We start from the raw sequence: 20,130 nt of genomic DNA, 5'->3' as shown, positions 1-20,130 counted from the left end.
ACGGGCGGCACGGGCGGCGTCGGCGGCACGGGCGGCGTCGGCGGCACGGGCGGCGTCGGCGGCACGGGCGGCATCGGCGGCACGGGCGGGGCCGGCGGAATGGGCGGCGCCGGTGGAATGGGCGGCGCCGGCGGCGCCGGCGGGGGCGAGGAGGAAAAGCTCGTGCCCGTGCCCGTTTCGGAAGCGGGGCACGATCGGCTGTACGGCGTGACGTTCGACGCGCAGGGCAACTTCTACGCGACCGGCCACGCAGCGCCGTCGACGGACGCGACCGCGGATTTCGCGACGATCGTCGTGAAGTTCAAGCCGACCGGCGAGATCGATACGACGTTCGGCACCAATGGCATCGCGACGCACAACGTGGCGGTGGGGACGAACGGCGAGGTGACGCGCGGGATCGTGGTGCAATCGACGGGCAAGATCGTCGTCGCCGGCACGATCGAGCACGCGGGCGCGGCGGACGCGCGGGATCGTGATCTCGCCGTGACGCGGTTCAACGCCGACGGGACGCTCGATACGACCTTCGGCATGAACGGGGTGACCGTGCTCGACCTGAGCGAGGGCGAGCTCGTGGGCAATACGTACGTCGCCGATACGCAGTGGGGCCTGAACGTCTACGCGGACGATCGGCTGCTCGTCGTCGGCGCGCAGAAGGCGCCCGGCCGCACGGACACGGATTTCGCCGCGGTGCGCCTGAGCGCCAACGGGGCGATCGACAATGGCTTCGGGACGAACGGCGTCGTGCTGCTCGACATCGCCCAGCAGAATGCGTCCCCGAAGTCGGGCCGCATCCTCGCCGACGGGAGCGCCGTGATTTCCGGGTACAACCGGGACGGGGACAACATCGTGAGCCCCGTGATCTACAAACTCGACAGCACGGGTAAGTTCGACCCGACGTTCGGCACGGACGGCGTGTTCAACCAGGTCGTGCTCGCCTCGGTCGCCGAGGCCTACGACATCATCCCGCAAGGGTCGAACTTCGTGACCGTGGGTTACGGTTCGAATGGCGGCAATGAAAACGTCGACTGGCTGTCGCTCCGCATCACGGGCGACGGCAAGCTCGATACGACGTACGGCCAGAATGGGCACGTCCGTATCGACCTGGCCGGCAACACCGACAACGGCCGTGCGATTGTCGGGCTCGGTGACAAGCGCTCGCTGCTCGTGGGCGGCGGGAGACCGGCGGCCGATAACATCGACGCGATGGTCGGCGTGTTGACCGAGAACGGGGAGGTCGACACGACCTTCGCGCCGAAGGGCTACAAGCAATACGATCTCGGCGGAGCGGCCGATATGTTCTGGGGCGTGGCGCTTTCGCCCGACCAGAAGCACGCCGCGATCGTCGGAGCGAAATCCGTGGGCATGGGCCCCGGGAACGACGACGGCGTGCTGCTCCTCCTGCCCGTCGGGAACTGAACGATTTCCTCCCCCCCGGTGCGTCAGCCCCGGCACGGGCGGCCCTTGACGGGCAGCCCGTGCCGGGGCACGAACGGTCTCCATGCCACCCCTTGAAATCGTCGCGGGGGACGAAGCCCTCCGCGATTGGGTCGACGTGGTGAACGCCGCGGATGTCTGGGGGATCCCCTCCTTCGAGGATGCGTGCCATCTGCGCGGCCTTCATCCGGGTCGCTTGGATGGGGTCTATCGGATCGACGGGCAGGCCGTGGGCGCCGCCTTCGTCCGACCTGCCGGGGGCCACGGCGCGAATGCGTGTGGCGTGGCGGGGCTATGGGTGCGGCCCGAGCATCGGCGCCGGGGCGTGGCCGCGGCGATGCACGGCGCGCTTTCGGAGCACGCGCGGGGGCTCGGGTTGCAGAAGCTCGAAATCGAAGCGCACGAGCGTGCGGGGGACGCTCGTGGTTACCTCGAACGGCGCGGTTACGAGGAGGTGGGGCGTCAGCTCGAGCTCGCGCTGGACCTCGATGCGGCGCCCATGCCCGAGGTGAAGCTGCCGGACGGCATCACGATCGTGACCCGCGCCGAGCGGCCCGATCTTTTGCGCGGCATGTACCAGGTCGCGCGCGAGGCCATTCTCGACATCCCGGGGGAGGCGGCGGACGACGTGGGATCGTTCGAAGACTGGCGCGCCACGGACATGGACCGGCCCATCCATACCCATGACCTCACGTTCATCGCGATGCAGGGCGCCGAGGTCGTCGGGTATGCGGTGCTTCAGCGCGGCCGCGGCGGCGTCGCATTCCACAGCCTCACGGGGGTGCGGCGGGCGTGGCGCGGCCGCGGCATCGCGAGCGCACTCAAACGGGCGCAGGTGGCCGGCGCGAAGCGGGCCGGCTTTCGACGCCTGGTGACGGAGAACATCGTCGAGAATGCTCCGATCCGACACCTCAACGCGTCGATGGGGTACCGGCCTCTGGCGAGTATGCTTCTCTTTCGCGGGCCCCTCCTGTAGGGCGCGGCGTTCCTCCTACCCTCTACCCTCGCTGCGCATTCCCATGGCTGGTCACGCCCGCTTCCTGGGCGGCGCTGCTGCGCGAGAGCCGCAGCGCATACGTGATCGCCGCCTGCAGATTCGCGCACGTCACGATGCCCGAGAGGTCGGCGCCGATTTCCACGAGGGTGCGCGCCACCTCGGCGCGAATGCCGCTCAGCACCATCTGCGCGCCGAGCAGGCGTACGGCGTGCGCGGTCCGGACGAGCGCGCCCGCGACCTGTTCGTCGAGGTCGACCACGCCGGTGACGTCGAGGATGGCCACGCGCACGCGCCCGCCGCTGATGCCCGTGAGGAGCACTTCGAGCACCCGGTCGGCGCGGGCCGGATCGATGGCGCCGATGAGCGGCATGGCCACGACGTCCTCGCGAATGGGGACGAGGGGCGTGGAGAGCTGGCGCAGGCGCTCCTCGCTGGTCCGCAGCGCCTCGTAGGCCCGTTTCTGTTCGGTCATATCGAGGAGCTGCGACATGAAATGGACCGGCGCGCCGTTCGCGTCGCGCACGAGGGCGACGTGGAGGAGGACGTCGACGATCGCCCCGCTCCGGTGGATGAACCGCTTTTTGAGCTGATACCGCGGGATCTCGCCGCGGAGCGTTTTCCCGAGGAGATCGAGGTCGATCTCGAGGTCGTCCGCGTGCGTGATGTCCTGGAAGCGGAGCTGGAGGAGCTCATCGGGCGTGTAGCCGAGCATCTCGGCGAGCGCGCGGTTCACGCGGACGAAGCCACCTTCGAGGCTGACGATGGCGAGTCCGATCGGTGAACAATCGAACATCTGCTGGAACCGCTCCTCATTGAGGTGCCGCTCCTGCTCGACGAGCGCTTGGTCCTCGAGGAGCCGGCGCGCGTCCTCCACCTGGGCGCGGAGGGCCTGGTTCTCGGCGGCCAGCGCAGCATTGCGGCGCTCCAGCTCCACGTAACCGAGCGTAGGATGATCTGGCGTGTACGTGCTCATGGCCCCCGTATGAAGATGAACGTTCCCCTAGGATACACCTGCTGGCACACCTCGGAAATATCGTTGTTTGTAGTTACGAACAGCGGGGACGCGCGCGTGATCCGCAGAATGTGGTGCTGACGCCAGGTGCTCGGTCCCGGCGTCGAACCGGATCCAGCGCGTCGGCGTCGAGAGCCTTACGCCGTTCGCCCCCTGCGTCCGCTCACGTCCGCAAGACGGCCCCGCCCCCGACCGCGTCCACGACGCGCACCCCGCCCGGCGGAAAACCAATCGCCACGAGCCGCGGCGCGCCCTTCCGCTGCGTATGATATCGCTTCCACACGGGCGAAACGCCGCCGCCGTGCCTTCGGAAGACCTCCCGCTCGGTGACGAGCCAAGGCACGCCCTCGTCGTCGAGGCCCATTGCCACGGGAAGGCCCTCCGCTTCGGAGGCCTCGACCGCGGATCCTCCGCGATCGAAGCGCATCACGACGCCCACGCCCGCGGCCCACGCTTCGCCCTCGGCGCCCGCCACGCAAAGGAGCAAGGCAGGTTTGTCGTTCAAGCTCGCGGCGGAGGAGCGGACCTCTTGGTCGTATCCAATCCACAAGGCGCGCGCCTTCTTGCCGCGCAAGCTGCCCGCGACGAAAAAGCCGAGCGGGCCCGAGGCAATCGCGGAGACCTCGCCGCCGAGCGGCAAGAGGAGCGGATCGGCCCAGCGTACGCCGTCGTTCGAGAGCCAGAGCTCCGGTCCGCCTTCGCCCGCGTCGGCCGTCACCACCCCGAAGGCACGGCCGTCGCCGAGCGTCGCCACGATTTCACCGACGGGCCCCTCGTCCGCGCGCCGCGGCAGCGTGCCCTGCACGAACGACTCGCCTCGCTGCAAGAGGACGTGGGCCGGGCCCACGAGCGCAATGCCCCCGCCCGGGCCACGCACGAGCCACCGGGAGGCGGCGATCTGCGCTCTATAAGGCCGTGGGACGTCGACCGAGAACGTGCGCGGCTCCTTCTTGGACAAACCATGCAGCTCGCTGCCCGAGCGCGCGAATCCCCAGGGGCCCGGGAGGAACACGACGCCGCCCGGCTCCAAAAGGAGGGGCTTTTCGCTCGTGGTGCGCGGCGGCGCGAGCGCGTCCATCGCGGCGAAGACCTCCTCCTCGGACGGCAAGATGCGCGTCTTGCGGAACGAGGTCATCGGCTGGTGCTCGCGCGCCGCGATTTCGATCCACCGCGCCGCGGCCGCTTCCAGGGGCGGGAGCAGCGCCTCGGCGAACGCGTCGACCGAGGGGAAGCGCGGCGGCGAACCCTCGAACATGGAGCCGCCGAGCAATTTGCGCGCGTGTGTCTCGTAAAACGTGGCGCCGTCGAGGTCCCACGTCCCCTCGGGCAGCACCGGCGAGGCGCCTTGCCGGAGCGCGAGGTCGATGGCGCCGAGCAGCTCCTCCGCCGCCAAAAAGCCGCGGTGCAGCTTCTTCGCCGTGCGCAGGCTGCGCCGCTCGCCCATGTACCAGGCGGGCATCGAGCGGCACCATTCCTCGCCCGTCAGCAGGAACCAGATCGTGGAGGCGAGCGCGTGCACGTCCGTCCAGGGCCCGACGAGCGGATTGCGCCGCGAGGGCGCGACCGACGAGAGCGCCTGCTCGGGGCCCCCATACCCGAGCGTGATCCCCTGCACGGTCGCGAGCGCGAGCCCGTCGACACGCGCGATGCCACAATCGGCGATCTTCGGCGTTTCATCGTCCAGTGGGCCGGCGACGAATACATTGTCGGGCTTGAGGTCGCGGTGGAGGATGCCGAGGCCGTGGAGGACACGGACACCCTCGATCATGCCGCGCGCGAGCCTGTGGGCGCGGACCGGATCCACGCCCGTCTCCCGCGCTTTGCTGACGCGATCGGTGAGCGTCACGCCCTCGCTGGATGCTTCGACGTATTCGAGCGCGATCCAGGGCAGGATGAGGGGCGGCTCGTCTTCGAGCGCGACCTCGGCGCTGCCGTGCCCGTAATATCCGATGACGAATTCGCTGGGCGGGACGAGGTTCTTCACCCGTTCGAGCGCCTCGATCTCGCGTTGCGCGAGGTCCCGGCTCGTCATGCCCATCTGCGCGAGGCCCTGCTCGGTCCCGGGCTTGACGAGCTTCACCGCGACCCGGGAGGGCGCGAGCGCCGAGAGGCCGGGCGCCGCCGTTTCCTCGTCACGCTCGGCGAGGAATACGGCGGACATTCCGCCGGAGCCGAGCCACTGCACGAGGGAGAGGCCCGCGGGCTCGCCGGTCTCCGGGTCGACGAGCGCGGGTTTGTCGTCGGCGAGATCGGTGAGCTCGAGGTCGGTGCACCGCAGGACGGGAATCATGGGCCGCCGGCAAGATACCTTTCCGCGCGGCGTCAGGGAAGCCGGTTCAGAAGCGCATCCGGCCTTCGATCACGAGCACCGCGCCGCCCGCGAGCAGGACGCGATCCCCCGCGAGCGTGCAGTCGAGCTCGCCCGTCCGCGCGCTCACCTGCCGCGCCTGGAGCCGCGTCCGGCCGAGCTCGGAGGCCCAGAGGGGCACGAGCGTGCAATGCAGGGATCCCGTCACGGGATCCTCGGGGACGCCCTTCGCCGGCGCGAAGAAGCGGGACACGAAATCGACGTCCGCGTCGATTCCCGTCCCTCGCGCGGTGACGCCCACCGCGAACGTATCGAGCGCCGCGATCTTCGCCATGTCGGGCCGGAGCGCGCGGACGTCCTCGGCGCTGTCGTACACGGCCACGAGATCGCGCGCGGCAAAGGCCCCGGTCGGTCGCTTGCCGAGCGCCTCGGCGAGCGCGTCCGTGATGTGCGTGGGCGCGGGCGGGCGCGCGGGCAGGTCGATCGAGAGCAAGCCCTCGGCGCGCCGCACGACGAGCTCGCCGCTCCGCGTGTGGAACGAGACGAAAGGGAGGTCCGGCGAGAGGAGCTCGAGGACGACGTATCCGGCGGCGAGCGTGGCGTGGCCGCAGAGATCGACCTCGACCGAGGGCGTGAACCAGCGCAGCTCGTGGCGGTCACCCTGGCGCACGAAAAACGCGGTCTCCGAAAGGTTGTTCTCCGCGGCGATCGCCTGGAGCGTCGCGTCCGGGAGCCACGCGGGCAGGGGACATACGGCGGCGGGGTTGCCGGCGAAGGGGCGGCGCGTGAAGGCATCGATCTGGTAGAGCGGGATCTCGGTCACGTGTCTCCTCCGAGACCAAGCTTTACCATGGCCGAGCTCAGCGCGTCCGTTTCACGGTGACGTCGAACGTCGTGGTTTCCGGCGGGTCCTTGTAATACGCGACGAACTCGTGGTGGCACGTGCCGGTGAAGCCGTCCTCCAGGGAGATCCGCGCGCGCCACGTCTCCCCGTGGTCGGCCTTCTTGTCGGGCAGCGGGGTCCACTCGTGCGTGAGGACGGCGAACGCCTTGTCCCCCTCGCGCTCGATTTTCTCCAGCGCATACACGAGCTTCATGCCGTTGTACGTCGTCTCTTCCCGCTGGCCTGGCGCGAGATCGGGGAAATCCTTGGTGAGCGGGCAGATATCCCCCATGAGCGCGTGGAGGGACCGGGAGCGCTCCCACATCGCCATTTCGGGGTTTGGCGCCGTGACCTTCGCGGTCCAGTCCTTGCGTCTCGGCACGCCCTCGACGGCATAGATCACGTTCGGGCTTTTTCGCGGCTCTCCCGCGTCGCCGTACTCGATCAGGCGCAGGAGCCCGGAAAAACCCGGGTCCTCCGGGCTCGATGTGCAGCTCTTGCAGGTCGCCTCTTTCACCTCGAATTCGGCGGTCATGAGCTGGGTCCGCTTCGACGTCGCTTCCTTCGTCTCGACCGAATACACGGCACCAGCCTTGAAAACGCGTCGAATGGCGAGCTTCTCCCCGGGCGCGGCGGTGGGCGCGGGCGCCGCCGCGGCGCTCGTGCTGCCCGCGGGCGCAGGGGCGGAGGAGGAGCCACCCGGGTTGCAGGCGGCGAGGGCGACCCCGAGGAAGGGGAGGGCGCGATGGGCGTGGCTTCGCGTCGAGGGCATGGCTTCGTAGGCTCCGGAAAAACGGGCCCGCATGAAGGCTCCATACGCGCCCGATTGTCAAGCCTCGTCGCGGCAGCCACCGGAGCGTTTGTCCAGGACCATGACGACGTCGGCCGCCGGGAGGGCGACCTCCAGGCCCGTTGGTCCGACACGAACCCTATCCTCGGACGATTGACCGGTGTCGAGGTCGATGGTCGTGCGATGGTAGTCGCCCTGGTCGAGCCGCGCGCCGAGGATACGGACCGTGCGGGGGGACGGGGCGGTGATCCGGACCGTCAACCAATCACATTCCCCGAGCGCGAGGGCAGGCGAAGGCGGGATCACGAGGATGGGTCGCGCCTCGGCGCGCGCATGCGACGGGAGACGACTCACGTCGAGCACCTTCGCCGCGGTCCGGAATTCTCCATAAAGGTCGTGTTTTTCGACGAGGTCCCAGTACCAGAACATGGGCGTGCCGGCCTGATTGCGGAGCATGCCGGCATAAAGGGCGTCGCGGACGAAGGCTCGCAGGTTCACCCGCGCGGGGCGCGAGGGGCCGACCTCGCCGAAAAAGGCCGGCGCGCGGGTCGGGAGCCAGCCGAGGCGGGCGAAGAGAGCAATGGCATCCGTGTACAGGTGGGGCTGGAGGAAGTCCATGGAGCGCCACGTCGACGCGGGGGCGAGGAGCGCGCTCGTGGTCACCGGGTGGCCGTAGGGATCGAGGGATCGAAGGTAACACGCCATCTCCTCGTGCCAGGCCGTGATGTCGGAGAAGCGCCCGGCGAAGGAGGCGTCGGTCCACTCGACCTCGTTCCAGAGCTCCCAGGCGAAGAGGGCCGGGGAATGCGAATAACGGGCGACGGCGTGGCGGAGCCACATTTTCATGCGCCGCCGCGCCTCGCGGTCCGAAAAGACGTCGGCTGCGTCCGCGAGAAATCCGCCGCGGGCCACGTTCCAGGGGTGATCGGGCCAGTTCGGATTGACGAAGGTGCTGAAGGCTCCGTGGTTGAAGAGGACCATCTGCATCGAGATGCCGGCCTTCTCGCAGGCCTGGAAGAGGGCATCCCATTTCGCGAGCGCCGGTGGCCAGAGCCGATCCCGCGGCGCAGCGGGGTCGTTCACGGGCCAGAACGGGTTTTTCCCATCCCAGGAGCTCGCCCAGATGCGCGTCCACTGGATCCCGGCTGCGCCCATGCGCGCGATCTGCGTGGTCATGGGCGGCATTTCGGGCATTTGCCAGCCGAGGTTGAAGCCGAGCGGATAATACGGCGTGCCGTCGTCCCACACGAAGCGGTTCGGGTTCCGCTGATCGACCCGGAGGAAGCCGCGCGGCAAACGTTCGTCGAGACGTACGACGTCGCTCCGGGCTCGGGCGGGCTGGAGGACGCCATTGCGATAGAGGAGGGGTCGGTACGGCCCGGGGGCCTTCGCGACGAGGACGGCCTCGTAGGCGGAGGTCCCGTCGGGATAGGCGATGCGCTCGATCCGCTCGCCGCTTGATCCGACGAAGACGACACGGACGTCGTTTTCGTCGGGATCGTAGGGATTGCCAGGGAACTCCGCCTCGAAGCGCGCGACGGCGGGGCCGTACCAGGTCGTGGGGAGGTCGAGGGCGGGAGCGGCGAGGGCGGGCGGCGCGGCGACCATGGTCTCCGCGAACCGTAGGGCCCGCCCGTCCGGATCGAAAGTCGGGTTCTCTGCGCTCAGCGATTCGCGACGAAGCCGAAGCTCGTGGCCTGGCCGGGCGCGAGGGTGGCGTTGTGCTCGGCGCCGACGAAATGGGTGGTGCCGTTCGCCACCGTGTAGCTCGCATTCCAGATATTGGCGATCGTGCCCTCGACTTGCATCGGGATGGACCAGGTCAGGGATTCTTTCCCGATGTTCGTGACCTGGATCGTGAGCTGATACCCGCTGCCCCAATCGCTGTCGACGGTCGTATCCACGACGTACGGGAGCGTGGGGCCGGGATCCCCGCCGCCCGAGGCGCCCGCGCCGCCGGACCCGGTCGGATCGCCGCCCGCGCCGCCGCCGCCGCCCGTGCCCGAGGGATTGCTGGGGCCGCCGGGCTCCGGGGGATCGGCGACACGCTCGGTGAAATGCGAGGTGCGGGTGAGCGCGACGAGCAGGTCGAGGACGCGGAGGTTTCCTTTCTGGAACTCGTCCGCGACCTGGCTCGAAAGGCAAGCGAGCCGGCCTTCGTCGAGCTGGCCATACGCATACCGGAGCCACGAGCGCGCATAACAACCCTGCGCGTCGGCGCTGTCCGCGAGGACGGTGGCGAGCTCGGGAACGCCCACGAAGCTGCCCGTGGTGGCCGGGGCCGAGAGGATCTCGCCGGAGGCGTCGATCGGCAGGCCATTCTCGTCGGCGCGATACCGGCCGATGCCGTCGAAATGCTCGAAGGCGAAGCCGATGGGGTCGACGAGGTCGTGGCAGCTCTTGCAGAGCTCGACGGTGGTGTGCGCCGCGTAACGCTCGCGGGTGCTCTTCGTGGTATCGACGGGCGGCGGCTCCGCGACGACGCCGGGCGGCGGCGGCGGCAAGGGCTGGCAAAATAAGCGCTCGCGGATGAGCTTGCCGCGATGCACGGGGGAGGAGCCGGCCGGTTTTCCATGCGTGGCGAGGACGCTGCCGTGCGTGAGGATGCCGGCGCGGCCGGAGTCGCCGAGCTCGATCATGCCAAAATCGTTCTCGTCGGCCGCGCCCGCGGGCGCGGGCAAACCGTAAAACGTCGCGAGCTTGGGGCTCACGAAGGTGTAAGGCGCATCGAGCAGCTCCGCGATCGTGCCTTCCCCATTGCGGATCACGTGGCGCACGAACTGGCGCGTCTCCTCGATCATGGCGGCGCGGATGTCGGCGTTCCACTCGGGGTAGGTGGCGGAGTCCTTGGGCGCGGCGTCGAGCCGATCGAGCTCGAGCCAGGCAATGGCGAACCGCTCGAGGATCTCGTCGCTCCGGGGATCCTGGAGCAGGCGCTTGGCCTGGGCCTCGATCTGCTCCGGCGTCCCGAGCGCATTCGCGTCGGCCGCGGCGAAGAGCTCGTCGTCGGGCATCGTGCCCCAGAGCATGTAGGAGAGCTCGGTGGCGATCTCGTGGGGAGTCAACCGAACACGCCCGCCCTCGCTGGCGATCGAATTGTCGCCGATCTCGGTGCGATAGAGGAAATGCGGCGACTGGAGCATGGCCGTGATCACGGCCTCGATGCCCTCGTTGAAGCCTTCTTTGTCCGCGATCGTCTGGTAGAGCGTGACGTAGCGCTTGGCGTCTTCGGCGCTGAGCGGGCGGCGGAAGGCGCGCTTGCCGAACGTGTCGACGAACGTCTTCGCGCACGCCTCGGGGCCCGCGGCGACGGGGTCGCAGGGCAGGATGCTCGAAGGGTTCGTCAGTGCAAGCGTCGCGATCTCCTCGGCGGCGCGGCGGACCTGGTCGGCGAAGAGCGGGCTCACGCGGAGCGCGTCCTCGTTGTTGTCGAAGCCGCCGATGACGATGTCGGGGACGAAGGAGGCGCCCCATTGCGACTCGATGCCAAAGAGCTCCGCGATCGTGGCGTCGTATTCATGGCGGGTGAGGCGGCGCAGGACACGCGGCCCCGGCTGCACGGTGGTGCAGGCGGCGGAGGGCGCGGCGCAGCCTTCGCCGCGGGTCGTGCGCGTGACGAAGAGCGAGAGGGTCGCGTAATCGGGCGTGCCCTGCTCGAAGAGGGTGCCGCCGGGGTGGCCATTCGGGTGCTGGCCCGAGGGGCGCGAGAGGAGGACGGAGAGGCCGCCTTCCTGCTCGACGGCGAGCGCGCGGGCCACCTTGAGGTTCTTTTCGAGGGCGTCGGGCTCGCTCCGCGGCGTGAGGACGAGGCGGCTCTTGCCGGCCATGCCCGTCGCGCTGTGGCAAACGAAGCATTTCTTTTCGAGCAGGGGCTCGTAGACGTTGTTCTGGAAGAACGCGAGGTCGTCCGGACAACCGACGACGCCGGGCGCGTTCCCCTCCTTTTCGTCTTCCCCGCCGAGGCAGCCCGCGAAGGCGGCCGTGAGCGCGAGGGCGCCCGTGATCCGGATCGAATTCGAGCGAAGGACAGTACGCAGCATGGCCATGGCTCCCACGTTGGTTCCAGGGGTTTTCACGCGAAGAGCTCCGGCAGGGGACCCGAGCCTTTTTGCGGGTCGCCGAAGGTCTCATTGTCGAGGCCGAGGGCCTGGCAGACGGAGACGAGGAGGCGGTTGTGCGGCGCGCCGCCGAAGTTCAGATACCGGCCCGTCGAGAGGCCGCCGCCGCCCGCGAGGACGAAGGGCACGGACTTGCAATCGTGGAGGCGGCTGTCGCCGAGCTCCTTGCACCAGAGGACGACGGTGGAATCGAGGAGCATGCCGCCCTGCGGATCGGCCGTGGTGGAGAGGCGCTCGAGGAGGTAGGCGAACTGCTCGGCATACCAGCGCTCGGTGGCGACGAACTCGGCGACGCCCTTCGAATTGCCGTCGTCGCTGTGGGAGAGGCCGTGGTGGCCCTCGGCGACGCCGAGCCAGCTCATGACGACGGGGCCGACGGTGTGGTTCCATTGCACGGAGGCGACGCGCGTCATGTCGCACGCGAGCGCGAGGACGAGCAGATCCATCTGGGATTTGCCGATCGTGGGGAACGCGTCGTTGCTGTACGTGCCGACCGCGGGCGGGGCGGCGGGCGGGGCGCAGAGCGGGCCTTCGAGGCCAGATTCGATCTTCTTCAGCGAGGCGAGGTGCTCGTCGAGTTTCTCGCGCTCGTGGGCGCCGACCTTGCCGCGCAAGGTGCCGAGCTCGCCGCGGAGCAGATCGAGGATGCTCTTCTTGCGGGCGAGGGCCGCGTCGAGCTCGCCCGGGCCGCCGAGGGCGTCGCCGAACATGCGGGTATAGACGCTCTTGGGGCTGTCGTCCGGCGGGACGAATTGCCCGGGGCCGGCATACGACATGCGGGTCTGGATGCCGCCGCCCCAGGCGCTCGTCTGCACGCCGAGCTCCAGGGAGGGGAATCGATCGTTCTGGCCGATGCGGTGGGCGATGTATTGATCGAGGCTCTTGCCCGCGGTCTCCGTGCCGAGGGTGCCGCCGCCGGTGAGCATGGCGGCCATGCCGGCTTCGTGGTTGTCGACGCCGTGGAAATCGAGGCCGTCGCACACGATGATGCGGCTCTTGTGCGCGGCGAGGGGCTCGAGGATGCTGCCAGCGGGGAAGGAGAAGTTCGACCCGCTGCCGCTCGGGCGCCAGTGCTTGTGAATGGTGCCGTTGGGCGAAAAGAACACGACGAGGCGGCGGGCCGGCGTCGCGTTTTCGGCGCGAATGTCACGCTCGAGGAGGCCGAGGACGGGGGCGGCGACGAGGGCCGCGCCCATGCCCGAGAGGAAGCGTCGACGGTTCCAGTGCTTCATGCCCCGTCCCCATGGCAACGGGCATGCCGGGGCGCAGGATCAGCAAAACGGCCGGGAAAGAAGGGGCAGGCGCGAAGGGGTGATCGGATCGTTCATGGGGGGGTGATCGGTGGGATCACGCTGGAGCGGGGCGATCCCTCGAACGGGAGGGGGCCGCCGAGGAAGGCCGCGGCGCCGCCGGGCAGGGGCGTGATGGCGAAGGCGGTCGTCGGGGTTTTTCCGGGCGGACCCTTGGGGCGGGTGAACCACAAGAACGTGGCGACGCCGAGGGAGACGACGGACACGCCGAGGGACACGTTCGCGAGGAGGAGCTTGGTGCGGACGGGGTCGACGAGGTCGGCGGTGCAGCGCGGGGCGCACGTGGCGTCGAGGTGGTCGTAATCGCTCTTCGCGCTCACGGCGAGGCCGGCGAACGCGGCGCCGCCCGCGAGGGCCACGCCGCCGAGGACGAGGGGCGCGAGGGGAAGGGGGCGCGGCAGAGGCGCGGCAGGCGCGGGTGTCTTCGGCGCGGGGGGTGCGGCGCCGACGAATCGGACGGAGAGGCGCCGGCGGTGCTCGCCTTCGCGGAGGACGACACGCTCCTCGACTGCGGGGGCGCCGGGCCACTCGTAACGGAGGCGGTGCTCGCCCGGATCGAGGGGAATCGCTTTGCCGTCGAGGGACGAGGCGAGCACGCGTTCGCCTTCGAGGACGCGGACGTCGGTGAGATCCTGGCCCACGGGGCCACGCGCATCGAGGACGATCGAGGGGGTGCGTTCGTCGAGATCGGTGAGCCAGTCGGCGCAGTCCTTGCGGACGATGGCGGGACAGGCCTCCGCGGCGCAAGCGAGGAAGCGTTCGCGCGCGGCGAGGAGCTTGCCCTGGTCGCGCAGCTCCTGGCCTTGCTCGGAGGCGTCTGCGCAGGCTTGTTTTTGCGCGGCGGGGTCCCCCGGGGGCGCGGCCGCCGCGGCGCGCGGGCAGGCCCCGAGCACGCCCGCGAGGGCGAAGGCGAAGAGGGAAAGGGGCGCTTGGGAGAGACGCATGGCGCTTGGGAGGCGACGCGGGAGCCTTCTTACCTACCGCTCGTGCTCGCGCTCGTCGAGCCTTCCGCGAGGCGCGCCGCGCGGAAGGCGGAGGGCAGGGCACGCGCACGAATCCGCGCGCGCAAAACCTTGCCGTCCTGGAGGCGCCGCCGCATGGAGAGGGATCCACCCGAGACATGGACGTGGAGGAGGGGTGATGGCGAGCGAAAGTGAAGGCACGCGGGACAGGACGGCTCCACCGGAGCCTTCGGCGTTTCACCATGCCTACGAGGAGGGCGTGCACGCGCCCTGGGACATCGGCCGGCCCCAGGCGGACCTCGTGGCGCTGGCGGAGGCCGGAGGGTTCCGCGGCGACGTGCTCGACGTGGGCTGCGGGCCCGGCGACAACGCGATTTTCCTCGCGGCGCGGGGGCACGCGGTGACGGGGCTCGACATGGTGGAGAATGCGCTCGCGAAGGCCCGGACACGCGCGCAGTGGAGCGGCGTGTCGGTGCATTTCGTGCGCGGCAATGCGCTGGAGCTCGAGATGCTCGGGCGGACGTTCGATACGGTGCTGGATTCGGGGCTGCTCCACGTGTTCGGGAGCGGAATGCGGGCGCACTACGTGGCGAGCCTGGCGCACGTGGTTCGTCCGGGCAGCATGTATCACGCGCTCGTATGGAGCGATCGGGAGCCGGGCGCGGAGGGGCCGCGGCGGCTTTCGCCGGAGGACCTTCGGAGGGCGTTCGCGTCGGGCTGGAAGGTGCGGGAGATTCGGCCGGCGCGGTACGAGCACATGCTCGGCGGCAAGGGATACGCGGAGGCGTGGCTCGTGTCGGTCGAGCGGACGGGCTAATCGAGGTTTGGCGGCCTCGGGCACGCCCGGCCGTGCTCGGAGGCTGCGGCGCTCTGCATTGCACGGCGGGGGCTGTCTCGGGTAGTCTCGCCGTCGCCATGACGAACTCGTTCGACACGCCGGGCTCCGGATCGCCGAGCCCCTTCACCCAGGTCTCGACGAACCGCTCTTTCGGCGGCCACCAGAAGGTGCTGCGGCACGAATCTCGCGCGCTCGGCTGCAGCATGAACGTGGGCGTCTACCTGCCCCCGCAGGCCGAGTCCGGGCGTTGCCCCGTGCTCTACTGGCTCTCCGGGCTCACGTGCACGGAGCAGAACTTCGTGACGAAGGCGGGCGTGCAGGAGCACGCGGCGCGGCACGGGATCATCGTGGTCGCGCCGGACACGAGCCCGCGCGGCGAGGGCGTGGCGGACGATCCGGCCTACGACCTCGGGCAAGGCGCCGGGTTTTACGTGGACGCGACGGAGGCGCCTTGGGCGAAGCATTATCGGATGCACGAATACGTGGCCGAGGAGCTGCCGGGGCTCGTGGAGGCGCACCTGCCGGCGCTCTCGGACCGGCGCGGGATTTTCGGGCATTCGATGGGCGGGCACGGCGCGCTGGTGCTCGCGCTGAAGCACCCGGGGCGATATCGATCGGTGTCGGCGTTTTCGCCGATCGTGGCGCCGAGCCGGGTGCCCTGGGGCGAAAAGGCGCTCGGCGCGTACCTCGGCGCGGACCGGGAGGCGTGGAAGGCGTGGGACGCGACAGCGCTCGTGCGCGAGGCGAAGGAGCGGCTGCCGATCCTGATCGACCAGGGCGACGCGGATCAATTCCTCACGCGGGAATTGCAGCCGGAGCTCCTCCGCGCGGCGTGCGAGGCCGCGGGGCATCCGCTGACGCTCCGGATGCAGCCGGGGTACGACCACAGCTATTATTTCATTGCGTCGTTCATGCGCGACCACGTGGAGCACCACGCGGCCGCCTTGCGCTAGCGCCGCGGATCCACCTGTTTGCCCCGCGCGCGGCGGAGGACCTCTTCCGCCACGAACGCGGCCACCATCGAGGGCTTCGTCCCCGGCCCGAACCCGCCTTCATAGCCGAGCTCCAGCGCGAGCTTGTTGTCGATGCGCGGGCCGCCGAGCAGCAGCAGGAACTTGTCGCGGACGCCCTGCTTGTTCAGGAGATCGATGAGCGCCGCCGCGTTCTCTTTATGGCAGTTGCGCTGCGTGATGACCTGCGAGACGAGGATCGCGTCGGCCCCGAGCGCCTTGGCGCGCTCGGCCAGCTCGACGTTCTCGACCTGCGCGCCGAGGTTGTGCGCGTCGAAGCACTTGTAGCTTTCGAGGCCCTTCTCCCCGGCGAATCCCTTGTAATTGAGGATCGCGTCGATCCCGACGGTATGCGCGTCCGAGCCGGTACACGCGCCGACCACGACGATCTTGCGGCCGAGCTCCTTGCCCATGGCCTCGATCTGCTCGCGGGAGAGCGGCTTCGCGGCCAGCTCGGCGACGTCGATGGTGTCGACGTCGATCTGGTGCGCCGAATGCCCGTAGGCCACGAAATAGGTGTGCTGCTGGGAGCACTGCTCCATCGTCGTGATGAGCGGGTCCTTGAGGCCGTGGGCCTCGGCGAAGCGCTTTGCGGCTTCCCGCGCGCGATCCCCCGGCAGGATCGCGAGCGTGAAGGTCATCTGCACCATCCCGTCGCCTTCACGGTCCCCGTACGCGCGTAGCCATTTCGCCATGGTCAGCGGCCTCCTTCGAGCTCGTCGAGGATCGGGTTCAAATACTCGGGGTCACGCGCCGCCACGCCGGCGTGGCCCTTGCCGCCCGTGCGCCTGCGCTTCACGTCGCCGAATGCGCCCCCGCCGATCGCGTCCCAGATGCCGTCGCCCTTCACCTGGTCCAAGAGCTCGTGCGCCTTGTGCAGGACCTCCTTCGCGCGCCGCTCCACGATGCCGCCGGGCTTCCACTGGATCTCGTCGCCGAGGTGCTTCGCCGTGCCGAAGACGTATTTCGCGCTCTTCAGCGCGAGATACCGATCCATGAGCAGGGGCGTGTGGATCGCCTCGCTGAACATGCCGAGCAGCTCGATCGATTGGTGTGTCATGACGCCCGCGAGGTTGAACATCGCGTCGTGCACGTGGCTGTGAAAGACGTCGCCCGTCTTGAATTTCGTGGGCGGCATCCATTTGATGGGGTGCTTGTCGAAGATCTGCCGGACGAGCTGCGCCTGCGCGACCTCCAAGAGGAAGCTGTCTTCGAGCCAGGGGTCGATCTCGAAGGCGTGGCCGAGGCCCATCTGATCGTCCGAGAGCCCCGCGCGCCGCGCGAACGCCTCGTTGATGAACTGCGAGGCGAGCACGGTGTGCGCCTTCTCCACCGCGTCGGCCGTCGTGAGGTAGTTGTCCTCGCCCGTGTTGATCACGATCCCGCTGCGGGCCACGATGCGGCGCGAGAAGTATTGATCGACGAACGTCCGCTCCATGTTGATGTCGCGGAAGAGGATGCCGTACATCGCGTCGTTGAGGAGCATGTCGAGCCGCTCGACCGCCGCCATCCACGCGATCTCGCTCATGCACAGGCCCGAGGAGTAGTTCGTCTGGGCGAGGTATTTGCCCGTCTCCTCGCTCGCCTCGTCCGCGGCCTTGCGGATGATGCGGAAGTTCTCCTGCGTGGCGTACGTCCCCCCATACCCCTCCGTCGTCGGGCCCTCGGGCACGTAATCGAGGAGCGATTGCGCCGTGGCGCGGATGACCGCGACGATGTCCGCGCCCGCGAAGCGCGCGGCCTTGGCCTGGACCGCGTCGTCGTAGATGTTGCCGGTGGCGACGATGACGTATTTGAGCGGGAGCTCGGCCGCAGGGAAGCGGGCCTTGAACACCTCGCGCGCGCGCCGGGCCTCGTCCATGCGGGCGATCGCCCTCTGCGTTTCGAGCTCCAGGGCGCCGCGGCATTCGTGCGTCGTGGGCCCGCCCTCGACGTCGAGCGAGGCGCCGCCGTAGGCGATTTGCTCGGCGGCCTCCTGCGCGGAGCTCGCGCCTTCGAGCAGCGCGCGTCCGAGGAAGTAGGCGACGCCGCGGCCCGTGTGCCCCGCCTTGTGGATGCGGTCGACGAGCGCGTTCGCGAGCGGCGTGCCCTCGGGATCCGCGCCCGTGACGCCATAGGCGCGCGCGACGGTGCGCTCGATGCCGACGGTCGTGTGGCGGTCGATGAAGCGCTGGACGTCGTCGGCGATCGCGGCCGCCGCAGCGCGGCACGCGTCGACGGTCGCGTGATCGAGGGGGACCTTGGCCATGGCGCTCGGAAATGGCGCGGATGGGTCCGATTGTCAACGCCGAGGGTTCGCCCCGCGAGCCGCGCCCGAGCGCGTGATCCGAGGCCTCATCGAGCGAGCGGCGTGATGGTAAACTGACGCCCGTGCACGTCTCCGCGACCCCTCCGCTCGCCGTGGCGAAGCTCGTTTGGCAGCCGCGCCGCGACGCCTTCGTGATGACGGTCGTCTGCAAGGCGACGTACGCGCTGCGAAACGGGCCGTGCGAGCTCGTCGGGTCGCCCGACGCGCCGCAGGCGATGGACGTCTACTGGCAGGACGGTTCGCCACGCAGCGTCCGCTTGCCGAACGATTTCGCGCCGTTCAAGCGGCACGTGGACGTGATGGTCGTGGGGCACGTTTGGGCGCCCCAGGGCCAGGCCGTGCCGTCGCTCGTCGCGCGGGTCGCGGTCGGGTCCCTGAACAAGGCGATCGTGGCCTACGGCGATCGCTACTGGCTGCCGGATGGCAGGCTCTCGGACGCCGTGCCGTTCACGCGGATGCCCCTGCGCTGGATGCGGGCGGCGGGCGGGCCGAGGTCGTGGAACCCCGTGGGGATCCCGCCGAGCATGGCCGCGAACGCGCCGGGGCCTCCGCCGAACTTCGAGCCGGCGGGGTTCGTGTTGCGGAGCCCGGTGCAGGAGGTCCCGCCCGTCGGCTTCGGGCCGATCGCGTCGCGCTGGCCGACACGCATGGAGCACCTGCGTGCGCACCGGAGCACGTGGCCCCACGAGGGGTGGCACGAGCATCCGTTGCCCGCGGGCGTGGATGCGTCGTACTGGAACGCGGCGCCGAAGGACCAGCAGATCACCGAGCTGCCGGCGCAAGCGCAGATCCTCCTCGAACACCTGCACCCCGAGCAGCCGCGGATGATCGCGCTCGTCGAGGACGTGCGGCCGCGGGCGATGGTGACGCGGAGCGGGAGCAGCCCGCAGGAAGTGTGGCTGCGCGCGGATACGCTGTTCATCGATACGGATCGAGCGGTCTGCAGCGTGACGTGGCGCGCGGCGGTGCCGCTGCGGCACGCGCAGGAAGAAGGGGTCGTGGTCGTCACGCCGACGCAGGGGATCGGGGCGATGCGTGTCGCGCCCAGCGTTCCACCGAGCGCGGCGCCGAGTGTCGCGCCGAGTGTCGCGCAAGCCGCTCCAGAGAGCGTCACGAAGGCCCTGGCGACGCCCGAGCGGGGGCCCACCTCGCGCACGATGACCATGCCCGCCCTGGGCGCGCCTCGGAATCCTGCGGCCGCGGTTCCGTTCGCGCCGTCGAGCGCCCCTGCCGTGCCGCCGTCCGCGCCGCGCCCGGAGCGTCCGCAGCTCTCGTTTGCGCGGGACGACGACGAGGTGACGCCCACCGGGAACGTGGGCAAACCCGAGGGGTTCGAGACCCTGCCGTTCCAGCGATCGCCGCTGCGCCAGGCGCCGACGAGCAGCCCTGCACCCGCGTCCGCGCCGGCCCGGGTGCCGCCGATCGAGCCGGACGATGACGGGACACAGACGCTCGTGCCCCCGATGAGGCCTGCAGTCGCTGCGACGCTGCCGTTCGTCGCGTCTGGCATGATCGCGCCGGACGACGACGGCACGCGGACGCTCGTCCCCACGGCGAGGCCCGCGGCGTCGCCCGCGCTGCCCTTTCGCGCGGCCGCGCCGGCCCCCGCGGCGGACGAGCCCGAACCGGCGACCGAGCGCAAGCCGAAGCTTCCGCCCGATGCTGCCCTGCCGTTCGGCAACCCAACCCCTGCGGCCCCCCCGCTGCTCGTGCCTTCCGGGGCAGGCGTCGTGCCTTCGGAAGGCGGGAGCACGCATTTGGCGGGCGGGAGCACGCATTTGGCGGGCGGCGGCATGCATTTGGCGGGCGGGAGCATGCATTTGGCGGGCGGGAGCACGCATTTGGCGGGCGGCATCATGCCTTCGGCGGGCGGCGGCATGCATTTGGCGGGCGGGAGCACGCATTTGGCGGGCGGCGTCACGCCTTCGGCGGGCGGCGTCACGCCTTCGGCGGGCGGCGGCATGCATTTGGCGGGCGTCGGCATGCATTTGGGGGGAAGCGTCGTGCCTTCGGCGGGAAGCGTCGTGCCCTCGGCGGGAGGCGTTGTGCCCTTGGCGGGAGGCATCGTGCCCTCGGCGGGAGGCGTTGTGCCCTTGGCGGGAGGCGTTGTGCCCTTGGCGGGAGGCGTTGTGCCCTTGGCGGGAGGCGTTGTGCCCTTGG

Annotated in this window: 15 protein-coding genes; 5 read left to right on the top strand and 10 right to left on the bottom strand. The window is 69.9% G+C overall.

Annotated elements, in window-relative coordinates; genetic code table 11:
• On the top strand, positions 1–1,416 hold a 1,416-nt coding region (locus QHF89_RS47965), incomplete at its 5' end, for an NHL repeat-containing protein (protein ID WP_342763992.1).
• 82 nt (positions 1,417–1,498) lie between these two features.
• On the top strand, positions 1,499–2,410 hold the full coding sequence (locus QHF89_RS47960) for a GNAT family N-acetyltransferase (RefSeq protein WP_136971396.1): 912 nt from the start codon (positions 1,499–1,501) through the stop codon (positions 2,408–2,410).
• Between the two features lie 22 nt (positions 2,411–2,432).
• Here QHF89_RS47960 and QHF89_RS47955 read toward each other — a convergent pair whose 3' ends face one another.
• The 8 genes from QHF89_RS47955 to QHF89_RS47920 form a co-directional block, all read right to left on the bottom strand.
• Entirely contained in the window at positions 2,433–3,404 is a 972-nt protein-coding gene (locus QHF89_RS47955) for a PAS domain S-box protein (RefSeq protein WP_284721928.1), read from the bottom strand.
• Between the two features lie 202 nt (positions 3,405–3,606).
• Positions 3,607–5,733 carry a serine/threonine-protein kinase gene (locus QHF89_RS47950; RefSeq protein ID WP_136971397.1) on the bottom strand — a complete coding sequence of 709 codons (2,127 nt, stop codon included), beginning with the start codon at positions 5,731–5,733 and terminating at the stop codon, positions 3,607–3,609.
• A 46-nt stretch (positions 5,734–5,779) separates the two neighbouring features.
• A complete protein-coding gene (locus tag QHF89_RS47945) occupies positions 5,780–6,574 on the bottom strand; it encodes a PhzF family phenazine biosynthesis protein (protein ID WP_136971398.1) in 795 nt (264 codons plus the stop codon).
• 37 nt (positions 6,575–6,611) lie between these two features.
• The gene (locus QHF89_RS47940; protein ID WP_136971399.1) at positions 6,612–7,406 is read right to left on the bottom strand and encodes a hypothetical protein; all 795 of its coding nucleotides are present in this window, start codon (positions 7,404–7,406) and stop codon (positions 6,612–6,614) included.
• Positions 7,407–7,463: 57 nt separating this feature from the next.
• Entirely contained in the window at positions 7,464–9,032 is a 1,569-nt protein-coding gene (locus tag QHF89_RS47935) for a glycoside hydrolase 5 family protein (protein ID WP_136971400.1), read from the bottom strand.
• A 56-nt stretch (positions 9,033–9,088) separates the two neighbouring features.
• On the bottom strand, positions 9,089–11,464 hold the full coding sequence (locus QHF89_RS47930; protein ID WP_284721927.1) for a DUF1592 domain-containing protein: 2,376 nt from the start codon (positions 11,462–11,464) through the stop codon (positions 9,089–9,091).
• A 32-nt stretch (positions 11,465–11,496) separates the two neighbouring features.
• Positions 11,497–12,774, bottom strand: coding sequence for a DUF1552 domain-containing protein (locus QHF89_RS47925; RefSeq protein WP_136971402.1), 1,278 nt, complete (start codon positions 12,772–12,774; stop codon positions 11,497–11,499).
• Positions 12,775–12,866: 92 nt separating this feature from the next.
• The gene (locus QHF89_RS47920) at positions 12,867–13,796 is read right to left on the bottom strand and encodes a hypothetical protein (protein WP_136971403.1); all 930 of its coding nucleotides are present in this window, start codon (positions 13,794–13,796) and stop codon (positions 12,867–12,869) included.
• 196 nt (positions 13,797–13,992) lie between these two features.
• Between QHF89_RS47920 and QHF89_RS47915 the strand changes: the two genes are divergently transcribed.
• Together QHF89_RS47915 and fghA are read left to right on the top strand one after the other, a co-directional pair.
• Positions 13,993–14,631 (top strand): class I SAM-dependent methyltransferase, encoded by a 639-nt coding sequence (locus QHF89_RS47915; protein WP_136929145.1) that lies wholly within the window; start codon positions 13,993–13,995, stop codon positions 14,629–14,631.
• Positions 14,632–14,729: 98 nt separating this feature from the next.
• Complete coding sequence (gene fghA, locus QHF89_RS47910) at positions 14,730–15,605, top strand: S-formylglutathione hydrolase (RefSeq protein ID WP_136971404.1); 876 nt, start codon at positions 14,730–14,732, stop codon at positions 15,603–15,605.
• Here the strand turns inward: fghA and kamE are convergent.
• The gene (kamE, locus tag QHF89_RS47905) at positions 15,602–16,357 is read right to left on the bottom strand and encodes a lysine 5,6-aminomutase subunit beta (RefSeq protein WP_136971405.1); all 756 of its coding nucleotides are present in this window, start codon (positions 16,355–16,357) and stop codon (positions 15,602–15,604) included. The two genes, fghA and kamE, sit on opposite strands and share 4 nt — an antisense overlap.
• 2 nt (positions 16,358–16,359) lie before the next feature.
• A complete protein-coding gene (kamD, locus tag QHF89_RS47900) occupies positions 16,360–17,910 on the bottom strand; it encodes a lysine 5,6-aminomutase subunit alpha (RefSeq protein WP_136971406.1) in 1,551 nt (516 codons plus the stop codon).
• Positions 17,911–18,032: 122 nt separating this feature from the next.
• On the opposite strand from kamD, the gene QHF89_RS47895 reads away from it, so the two are divergent.
• Positions 18,033–20,130 (top strand): DUF2169 domain-containing protein (locus QHF89_RS47895; RefSeq protein ID WP_284721926.1); only part of this gene is annotated, 2,098 nt, incomplete at its 3' end.

The organism is Polyangium sorediatum (assembly GCF_029946465.1).
GTDB lineage: Bacteria > Myxococcota_A > Polyangia > Polyangiales > Polyangiaceae > Polyangium > Polyangium fumosum.
This window is presented reverse-complemented; position numbering and strand designations above follow the sequence as displayed.